The 9721-nt window shown below is 64.6% G+C and carries 9 protein-coding genes; 4 read left to right on the top strand and 5 right to left on the bottom strand.

Going from position 1 to position 9721, the window contains the following annotated elements; all coding sequences use genetic code 11:
* Positions 1–89 precede the first annotated feature (89 nt).
* A complete protein-coding gene (locus tag AC1DYI_RS18850) occupies positions 90–1586 on the top strand; it encodes a phophatidylserine decarboxylase associated domain-containing protein (RefSeq protein ID WP_477205664.1) in 1497 nt (498 codons plus the stop codon).
* A gap of 115 nt (positions 1587–1701) precedes the next feature.
* On the opposite strand, the gene AC1DYI_RS18845 is transcribed toward AC1DYI_RS18850, so the two are convergent.
* Both AC1DYI_RS18845 and AC1DYI_RS18840 read right to left on the bottom strand, forming a co-directional pair.
* Positions 1702–3231, bottom strand: coding sequence for a M4 family metallopeptidase (locus AC1DYI_RS18845; protein ID WP_477205663.1), 1530 nt, complete (start codon positions 3229–3231; stop codon positions 1702–1704).
* Between the two features lie 257 nt (positions 3232–3488).
* The gene (locus tag AC1DYI_RS18840; protein ID WP_477205662.1) at positions 3489–3734 is read right to left on the bottom strand and encodes a hypothetical protein; all 246 of its coding nucleotides are present in this window, start codon (positions 3732–3734) and stop codon (positions 3489–3491) included.
* 94 nt (positions 3735–3828) lie between these two features.
* On the opposite strand from AC1DYI_RS18840, the gene AC1DYI_RS18835 reads away from it, so the two are divergent.
* Entirely contained in the window at positions 3829–4143 is a 315-nt protein-coding gene (locus AC1DYI_RS18835) for a hypothetical protein (protein WP_477205661.1), read from the top strand.
* 38 nt (positions 4144–4181) lie between these two features.
* Here AC1DYI_RS18835 and paoC read toward each other — a convergent pair whose 3' ends face one another.
* From paoC to paoA, 3 genes are read right to left on the bottom strand one after another with little or no spacing between them, the layout of a single operon-like run.
* Positions 4182–6392 carry an aldehyde oxidoreductase molybdenum-binding subunit PaoC gene (gene paoC / locus AC1DYI_RS18830; RefSeq protein ID WP_477205660.1) on the bottom strand — a complete coding sequence of 737 codons (2211 nt, stop codon included), beginning with the start codon at positions 6390–6392 and terminating at the stop codon, positions 4182–4184.
* 3 nt (positions 6393–6395) lie between these two features.
* The gene (locus AC1DYI_RS18825) at positions 6396–7346 is read right to left on the bottom strand and encodes an FAD binding domain-containing protein (protein WP_477205659.1); all 951 of its coding nucleotides are present in this window, start codon (positions 7344–7346) and stop codon (positions 6396–6398) included.
* A complete protein-coding gene (paoA, locus tag AC1DYI_RS18820) occupies positions 7343–7987 on the bottom strand; it encodes an aldehyde dehydrogenase iron-sulfur subunit PaoA (protein WP_477205658.1) in 645 nt (214 codons plus the stop codon). Before paoA ends, AC1DYI_RS18825 begins: the two co-directional genes overlap by 4 nt.
* Positions 7988–8142: 155 nt before the next feature.
* Here paoA and AC1DYI_RS18815 point away from each other — a divergent pair, with 155 nt between their 5' ends.
* Positions 8143–8586, top strand: a complete 444-nt coding sequence (locus AC1DYI_RS18815) for a LexA family protein (RefSeq protein ID WP_477205657.1) — start codon at positions 8143–8145, stop codon at positions 8584–8586.
* An 8-nt stretch (positions 8587–8594) separates the two neighbouring features.
* The coding region (locus tag AC1DYI_RS18810) for a Y-family DNA polymerase (protein ID WP_477205656.1) at positions 8595–9721 on the top strand (1127 nt) is incomplete at its 3' end.

The following is a 9721-nucleotide window of genomic DNA, read 5'->3' as shown; positions in this document are numbered from 1 at the left end:
TCCCGTTGCGGGCGAGCGACCTCATGCCCACCGATTCGGCCGCAAGGCAGGGCGTGCTCGATTTGCGGCCTTTCTAACCGAGATCAACCATGGCTCACCGCTCCGTTTCCGATCAGCCGACTCTCAGCCGCACCCTAACGGTTGCCGGCGACGTACCTGAGGCGAACCCGCAGTTGAACGACGATGCCCCCACAACTGCCTCCGAACGTTTCGCGAAGGCACTTCACCGGATCGAAGACACCGGATCCGGGCTGCTCACGCTCGACAACGCCGGCCCCGTGCAGATGGGCTTCTGGGTGCCCAACCGCGTCTGGGCAACGAGCAAGTTTCTCGTCCCGTTGCGCGACTTCATCGCCGCGAAGAAAGCAGCCGGCACGCTCAAGCCGCTGCGCCCCGAGATTCTGGAATTCAAGACCTGGGTGACGACGAACAGCGTCTATCGCATGTGGGTCATGTCGATGATCGAGCAGGCGAACGCCTTCGTCCTGACGCTCGATCCTCAGACCCGGGAGCAGATCAAGGATCAGGACGGTGACACCGTGTGGATCAAAGACTATGACAGTCTCTTCGAGATCTTGAACGAGATCGTCACGACCTCCCCGTCATTTAATGCGACCGCCCAGGTCGGCACGCCAATGAACGGGCTTCTCGCGATTTCGATGGCCACGGAAGCCGGCCTTGCACTATTCCACGACGCGACATTCAACCTTCAGTTCAAGAAGGTGCTCGATGCGTGGAACGCCTTTCTCAAATGCGGCGATTCGCTAGACAAACTCGATATCCGCAACCCCGAGAAACCCGGTTCTTGGATCTCGCAAGCCGCCAAGGAGGTCGGCGTGTGGCACCAGATGGAGCACGACCCGGAAAAAGCGGGCTACGGCTTCGACTCCTGGAATTCGTTCTTCATCCGGAAGTTCGTGCCCGACGCGCGACCGTTTCAGGGTAACCCGCTGACCGACATCAACATCGGCTGCGAAACGACGCCATGGCAATACCGAAAAGACGTCGCCCTCGAGACTGACTTCTGGATCAAGGACGTGAACTATTCGCTGCTCGATCTGTTCGCGGGGCAACGCCAGCATGCGCAGCGATTCGAGGGCGGGCAGATCTACCAGGGCTTTCTCTCGGCGACGCACTACCACCGCTGGAACGCGCCACTGAACGGCACCATCGTCCGCTCCTGGGTACAGCCCGGCACCTACTTCGCCCAGCGCCCCGACCAGGGCGAAGACCCAGGAACCTGGGAAGGCACCGAATCGCAGCCCTATCTCGGCCATGTCGCCGCACGCGCCATCTTCATCTTCCATCATGAAGCCTGTGGCTACGTCGCCATGATCTGCATCGGCATGGTCGAAGTCTCGACCTGCGTCATCGAACCTGCCTTCATCGTCGACGAAGGTGCTCAACCTGTACGTATCACGCGCGGCACCGAGATCGGCCACTTCGAATTCGGCGGCTCGACACACATCATGGTCTTCCAGCGCGACAGCGTTCAATTGGAAAAGTGGGCACGCGACGCGAAAAGCCACAAGAACGACAAGAAACCCACGCCCATGGGAACTGTCATCGCGACGCGCCTCCTTTGACAGGCTCGTCCGTCACAGAGGGAGCGTGAACCAGGCGGCGTGACGTTGAACTGGCTGAAGGGGTGGACGACTCACCGCCTCATCGAGAGCGACATTGACGCTTCGGTGCTGCCGGCTACTTGACATTGACCGCCGCCCAAGCCGCGTTGACCTTCTTCCACACCTTGGAGCCGGCGCCGCCGTACAGGTCGGCCGCGGCAGACAGCGTGGCTTCGCGAGCGTCGTGGTAGTCGGCACTGGAGGTCATGTAGACCGACAGCGCGCGGTACCAGATCTTCTCGGCCTTCTTGCGGCCGATGCCCTTGATGATGGCGTTGCCGGTGGCCACGCGCTTGTCGCCGGCTTTGCAGGTCGGTGAGGCCGGGCCGCCGGTTGGTTGCGAGCCTTCGGCCAGCAGGTAGAAGAAATGGTTGCCGATACCCGACGAGTAGTGCATGTCGAGTTGGCTGACGCCCTGGTACCAGCAGTCGGCCGAAGCGCCATCCGCGCTGGGCTGGATCATCGTGCGCAGCGGGCCACTGCCATCCCGCGGCAAGCGCTCGCCGATCAGGTAGTCAGGCGTTTCGGCGGGCAGGTTGGCGTAGAACTCGACCATCGTGCCGAAGATGTCCGAGGTCGATTCGTTGAGCCCGCCGGATTCGCCGGACGTGATCAGCGCCGCGGTGCGAGAGGTCACGCCATGGCTCATTTCGTGGCCGGCAATGTCCAGCGCCACCAGCGGCCAGTAGCTGCCGTCACCGTCGCCGTAGCTCATGCAGAAGCAGCTGTCGCTCCACAAGGCGTTGACCCACGGCTGGCCGTTCAACCCCTGGTGCACCTTCGAGGTGGCGCCCTTGCCATCGCCGGCAATGCCGCGGCGGCCGTGGATGTTCAGGAAGTAGTCCCAGGTGTAGGCGTGGCCCGCAGCGGCGTCCACCGCGACAGTCGCGCGGTCGGCTGTGGTGCCGTCGCCCCACGTGTTGTCGGCGTCGGTGAAGAGTGTGCCGGTGCCGCTGAACTGACCCTTCAGGTCGTACACGGTGTGACCGCCGCGCTGTGTATCGCGCATTGCGAAGCCGCCGCCTGCCTGCGAATCGGTGTCGAGGCTGATCGTGCCGAGGAACAGGCTGCGGCCGGTGCCTACCGCGGCGGCGTGCATCACGTCGTCGAAGCTGTCGAGTACCTGGCCGGTATGCGCGTGAACGATGACATGCCGCTCGGTCGGCGCGCCTTCGAGCGTCTGGCCGATGGACAGCACATCCCAGGCCAACGCGGGTTGCCGCCGGTGAGCGAAAACCACCAACTCGCTGCTCACGGTCGCGCCCGCCGCGACTTGCGCGGTCGTCGTACCGATGGCCTCGGCGTCGATGGCGCTGAGTGATGGTTGCGTGGCGAGGGCCGGCGCGTGAACCAGCGTGCGCGACAAGCCGCGTGGCGTGCCGCCAGAGCGGCTGTGCACGACGACGTCTCCGCCGATCACCCGCAAGCCCTGGTATCGCCGAGCGAAGCGCACGTGTTCGGCGCCATCGGTGTCGACGATCACATCGCGCGCTTCGAAGCCCTGGTCCTCGGTGGCGGGCTCAGCCAACGCCGTGCGCGAGGTTGGCTGCAAATGGGTGAGGGCGCGCGCCACGGCGGCGGGGTGATCGGCGGGCGCGGCAGCCACGGCGTTGGGCGAGGCAGTGATACTGAAAAGCGTGGCGCAGGCGAGGGCCACGCATCGAACACGATGCGACATCAAGATCGGTCTCCTTGGCGGGCAGGTCGTCGAGGCTGCCCGACTGGGAATCAGGCGCGTCGATTCATCATGTCGACGCGCCTCTCGCATCGCAAGGCATCGAGGTGCGATCCGGCGCCTTTGGTGAAGATCGTTGAAGACCTTCAACTCTTGAAGTTTCGATGATCATTTCGCTTGGCCGCCCATCAGTGTATTGACGGCGACTCGCCGCCTGCGTCGGCGTCAGGCGCTGCCTCTTCTGGCAACAAGGCCGCAAACCGCTTGATGCTGTGGCCGGGGCCGAACACCAGGTAGAAGGATTCGTCAGCGTCCGTGCTCATCTCGACGAAGAAGGGATCACCGCCCATGTGGTTCACGAGGTCTAGCACGGCACCTTTGAGCTGGTCTTCCAGGGCCTGTCTGCGATCGTTGGCGTTGCGTCGGTTCGCCATGGATTCCCCTACTGGCTTTGATGTCGAGGGTTATCGGCAAGCGACGGGCCTGCATCCCAGATCTAATGCCACGCCACAAGCGAAAGCAGGTTCAATGATCACTGTCATCACCATGTTTCAGTTGCCAAGTCCGATCACTCGGGATGAGGCACGGCGCATCTTCCTGAGCACGGCTCCGAGATACCAGGACGTGGCTGGCCTTTTTCGCAAGTGCTACGTTTTGTCGGAAGATGGGGCGAGCGCCGGCGGCATCTACCTCTGGAACTCCCGCGCTGAAGCCGAAGCGATGTACACGGAAAGCTGGCGGGTTTTCGTGCGCGAAAAGTACGGCACGGAGCCCTCAGTCACGTACTTTGAAAGTCCCGTGGTGGTGGACAACCTCACTCATGAAATTCTCTCGGATGCGTAGCTCGATCAGGCTGCCGAATTGAGATCGCGCCGCCCCGGTCATGCCATGGCCGGAAGTCGATCGAGCAGCTTGTCCAGCGTGATCGGGTAGTCGCGGACCCGAACGCCCGTGGCGTTGTAGATCGCATTCGCGACGGCGGCTCCGACGCCACAAATGCCGAGCTCACCCACGCCCTTGGCCTTCATGGGTGATGAGATCGGGTCGGTCTCGTCGAGGAAGATCACATCCTGATGCGGTATGTCGGCATGCACCGGCACTTCGTAGCCGGCGAAGTCATGGTTCACGAAGAATCCCTGGCGCGTGTCGACAGCCAGTTCTTCCATCAGCGCGGCGCCCACACCCATCGTCATCGCGCCGATGACCTGGCTGCGCGCTGACTTCGGGTTCAGGATGCGCCCCGCAGCGCAGACGGCGAGCATGCGGCGCACGCGAACCTCGCCGGTGGCGGCGTCCACCCCGACCTCAACGAAGTGCGCTCCGAACGTCGATTGCTGATACTTCTTCTGGAGATCGCCGAACTCGATGTGGTCTTCGGCCACCAAGCCGTCCGTGCCCGCAGCCTCGGCCAGTGGCACCGTGCGGTCGCCCACGCGGATCACGCCGTCGGCAAACACCGCGTGCTCCGGCGAGACGCCCAGCTTCTGCGCCACCGCGTCACGCAGCTTCATGCAAGCGGCGTAGACGCCGGCGGTCGAGCTGTTGCCGCCCCACTGCCCGCCGGAGCCGGACGAGACAGGGAACTTGGAGTCACCCAGTTTCACGAGGACCTTCTCGAGGGAGACTCCCATCGTCTCTGCGGCGGTCTGCGCGATGATGGTGTACGACCCTGTGCCGATGTCCGTCATGTCGGTTTCGACCGTGACAACGCCACGGCCGTCGAGCCGCACACGGGCGGCCGACTTCATGACCTGGTTGTTGCGGAACGCCGCCGCGACGCCGATCCCGACGAGCCAGCGTCCGTCGCGCACCTGCGCAGGCCGCGGGTTGCGCTGGCTCCATCCAAAACGCTGCGAACCCGTTCGCAGGCATTCGATGAAGCGTCGCTGCGAGAAGGGGCGGTTCGGCTTTTCCGGGTCGACCTGGGTGTCGTTGGCGATCCGGAACTCAATCGGATCCAGGCCCAGCTTCTCCGCCATCTCGTCCATCGCAATTTCCAGCGCCTGCATCCCCGGTGCCTCACCGGGGGCACGCATCGCGTTGCCCTCCGGCAGATCAAGCTCGGCCAGCCGCATCGCGGTCAGTCGATGGGGCGCGGCGTACAGCAGGCGGGTCTGATTCACGGCGGTCTCCGCCTTTCCGCCCGGCAGATCGCCAGACCAGCTCTCATGCGCGATCGCTGTGATCTTGCCGTCTTTGGTGCTGCCGATGCGAATGCGCTGAATCGTGGCGGGCCGATGGGTGGTGTTGTTGATCATCAGGGGCCGTTGCAACGCCACCTTCACCGGTTGCTTGGCCGCACGCGCGCCGAGTGCGGCGAGCAGTGCATCTGCGCGGACGAACAGCTTGCCGCCGAAGCCGCCGCCGATGAAAGGTGACACGAGTCGCACCTTGGCTTTCGGAATGCCCAGCGTCTTGGCCAGGTCACCACAGCTCCAGTCGATCATCTGGTTCCCAGTCCAGACCGTCAACTCGTCGCCTTGCCATGCCGCGGTCGTGGCGTGCGGCTCCATCATCGCGTGCGACTGATCCGGGGTCGTGTAGGTGGCATCGAGCTGGACGGGCGCCGCGAGGAACGCACCTTCGAAGTCGCCGACCTTCGACTCCGGTGGGCCACCGAACGCCATGGACTTGGGCAGCTGGGCGGTGGCCTTCTGCGCGGCGAGGTCGAACTTGCCGGCGGTGCGCGCGTATTCGACGCGCACCAAATGCRCCGCTGCACGCGCTTGCTCGAAGGTTCTGGCGACCACCAAGGCTATCGCCTGGTGATAGTGGTCGATCTCGGGCCCACCCAGCAGCTTGGCTGTGTTGAAGTTGCCTTTACCCAGCGGGCCGGCGTTGCGGGCAGTGACGATCGTGATGACCCCGGGCGCAGCGCGCGCCGCCTCCAGGTGCATGGAGGCGATTCGACCTTTCGAAATGCCGGCACCCACGACGTAGCCGTAGGCGGCATTCGGAGCGACATCGTGGCGCTCGTACGCGTAGGGGGCGGTGCCCGTCGTCTTGAAGGGGCCATCGATCCGGCTGGTGGACTGGCCCACCACTTTGAGCTGGTCGATGGGGTTGGTGGTGGCGGGGGTGTCGAACTTCATGGCTCAGGCCCTCGCTTGGGTCAGCACGGCGGCGATCGTTCGCTCGGCCAGGGTCAACTTGAACGCGTTGTCGTGGGTCGGCTGCGCGCCAGCAAAGAGCCGCGCTGACACGGCTTTGGCACCTTCGGGCAACACGGCCTCTGCAGCCTCGACACGCCAAGGCTTGTGCGCCACACCACCCAGCGCGACACGGCCCGTTCCGTCGCGCTGCACGATGGCTGCCACCGACACCAGCGCAAACGCATAGGAGGCCCGGTCGCGCACTTTGCGGTAAATGTGGGTGCCGCCCACCGGCTTCGGCAAGGTGACGGCCGTGATCAACTCACCGGGTTCGAGCACCGTTTCGACCTGGGGCGTATCGCCCGGCAGGCGGTGAAAATCGGCAATCGGAATGACCCGCTGCCGGCCGTCCGCCCGCACTGTTTCAACCGCGGCGTCGAGTACCCGCATCGCGACCGCCATGTCGCTTGGGTGAGTGGCAATGCAGGCGCGGCTCGAACCCACCACAGCCAGTTGTCGGCTGACGCCGTCGAGGGCGGCGCACCCACTGCCAGGCTGGCGCTTGTTGCACGCCTGGTTGGTGTCGTAGAAATAGGGGCAACGCGTGCGCTGCAATAGATTGCCGGCGGTCGTGGCGCGGTTGCGCAGCTGGCCTGACGCGCCGGACAGCAAAGCCCTCGACAGCACGCCGTAGTCGCGCCGCACGCGCTCGTCTGCGGCCAGATCGGTGTTGCGCATCATCGCGCCAATGCGCAGGCCGCCGTCAGCCGTGGGTGCCATCTTGTCGAGACCGAGTCCGTTCACGTCGACCAGATGCGCCGGTGTCTCGATCTGCAGTTTCATCAGGTCCAGCAGGTTGGTGCCCCCGGCGATGAACTTGGCGGTTGGTTGGCGCGCAACGGCAGCTGCTGCCTGCGCAGGCGTGGCGGCGCGTTCGTAGGTGAAGGGCTTCATGGCGTCGCTCCGGCCACTTCGGTGATTGCATCGGCGATGTTGGAATAGGCGCCGCAGCGGCAAATGTTTCCGCTCATTCGCTCGCGCAGTTCCTCTGCCGACAGCAGTGGACGCGCGGTGAGGTCTGCGCTGACGTGACTGGGCACGCCTTGACGAACCTCATCGAGCATCGCGACGGCCGAACAGATCTGCCCGGGCGTGCAGTAGCCGCACTGGTACCCGTCGTGCTTGACGAACGCGGCTTGCATTGGGTGCAGGTGCGCGGGGTTGCCCAGGCCCTCGATGGTCGTGATTCGTGATCCCTCGTTCATCACGGCGAGCGAGAGGCACGAGTTGATGCGGCGCCCGTCAACGATCACGGTACAGGCGCCGCATTGCCCATGGTCGCAACCCTTCTTGGTTCCCGTGAGGCGCAGGTGCTCGCGCAGCGCATCCAGCAACGTGGTCCGAGTGTCCAGCTCGATCGTGTGCACCTGGCCATTCACGTCGAGGGACACGCCGGCCATGTGCCCGGGACCCATCGAGGGTGGATGTTTCGGTGGCCGCTGGTCGGCCGCGCAGACCGAGGCCGTCGTCACTGACGCGGCCCCAACGATCAGAAGTTCGCGCCGAGAAATCGCCAGATTGATCGGTTCTTCCATGGGGCTTCCTGTGCGTCATAGAGGTGATCGCCGCCGGGAATGCGGACAGCCAGGGCGGCGGCAGACCAGTGAACCGCAGGGCAATTTCGGTGCCGCAGCCTGTTTGCCGATGCCGACCCGGTGCTCGCGAAGGCGGTGGTCGATATACTGGATGCATGTCCAGCAACAACGAGTCCAACGACATCGTTCCCATCGGCCGCGACCCGGCCACTGCGCGCGCAACGCCGCGCGCCAGCGTGGCGATCGGTTTCGGCTCGCCATCGCAAGACAGTGGCGTGGGCCGGCTCGACCTCAACGAGGTGCTCATCCGGCATCCGCAGGCGAGCTTTCTGATGCGTGCATCGGGCAACGCGATGCAAGAGGCCGGGATCGAATCGGGCTGCCTGCTTCTGATCGACCGCGCCATCACGCCCGCCCACGGCCACGTCGTCATCGCCGCCGTAGACGGCGAGTTCGTCTGCCGGCGCCTCATCAAACAGGGCGCACGGGTCAGCCTTCAGGCTACTGAGGCCGGCGTGGCCGACATCGTCCCCGACGAAGGCAACGAGTTGCAGATCTGGGGCGTCGTGACCCACGCGATCAAGCCGCTGCCGGCCTGAGGCGAGCGATGTTCGCGCTGGTCGACGTCAACAACATGTACGTCAGCTGCGAGCGGGTGTTCCGCCCGTCGCTGGTGGGGCGGCCGGTGGTGGTCCTGTCGAACAACGACGGCTGTGCGATTGCAAGGTCCAACGAGGCCAAGGACCTGGGCATCAAGATGGCCCAACCGTGGTTTCAGATCCGACACTTGCAGCGCCAGGCGGGCCTGATCGCGTTGTCGGCCAACTTCGAGCTGTACGGCGACATGTCCGGCCGGATGATGAGCCTGGTCGGCGAATACGCGCCGCGGCAGGAGATCTACTCGATCGACGAGTGCTTCCTTGATTTCGACGGCGTGCACGGTGACCTGGCAACGATCGGTCGCGACATGCGGGCCAAGGTCCTGCAGTGGACCGGTTTGCCCACCAGCGTCGGATTCGGCCCCACCAAGACACTGGCCAAGCTGGCCAACCACGTCGCCAAGACCGAGGACCGCAAGCCTGGCACCTACGCTCGGCCGATCGCGCAGGTGTGCGACTTTGGCGCCATGGCACCCGAGGAGTTGAACCGGTTGATGCGGCTCACCGACGTCGGTGACGTTTGGGGTGTCGGCCGCAAGTCCAGTGCGCGGCTGAAGGAGCAGGGCATCCAGACCGTGGGGGACCTGGTGCATGCGGACATCGCCACCCTGCGCAGCCAGTTCAACGTGGTGATGGAGAAGACCGTGCTGGAACTGCGCGGCACCTCTTGCCTGGATGTCGACGATGCGCCGGCGGCCAATCAGCAGATCATGTGCTCGCGCTCATTTGGCGCGGCGGTCACGAACCTGCAGGAGCTGATCGAAGTGGTGAGCCAGTTCGCGTCGCGTGTGGCCGAGAAAGCGCGTGAACAGCGCAGTGTGGCCGGCGCTGTTCACGTCTTCGTCTCGACCAGCCCTTTCCGACAGAACGACAAGCAGCACAGCCCGAGCGGGACCCTCCCGGTGGGACGCCCGAGTGCCGACACCCGCGTGTTGATCGCTGCCGCGGTGCGCCTGCTGGAAGGCCTGTACCGGCCCGGCTTCAACTACGTCAAGGCCGGCGTGATGTTGGTTGAACTGCAGGCGGACGATCAAGTGCAGGGCGAGCTGGATCTGTTCTCCGGCATGGACCGACC

Source organism: Ideonella sp. P3_A4 (genome assembly GCF_056403075.1).
Note: the sequence above shows the minus strand (reverse complement) of the source record. Positions and strands in the feature narration are given on the sequence as shown.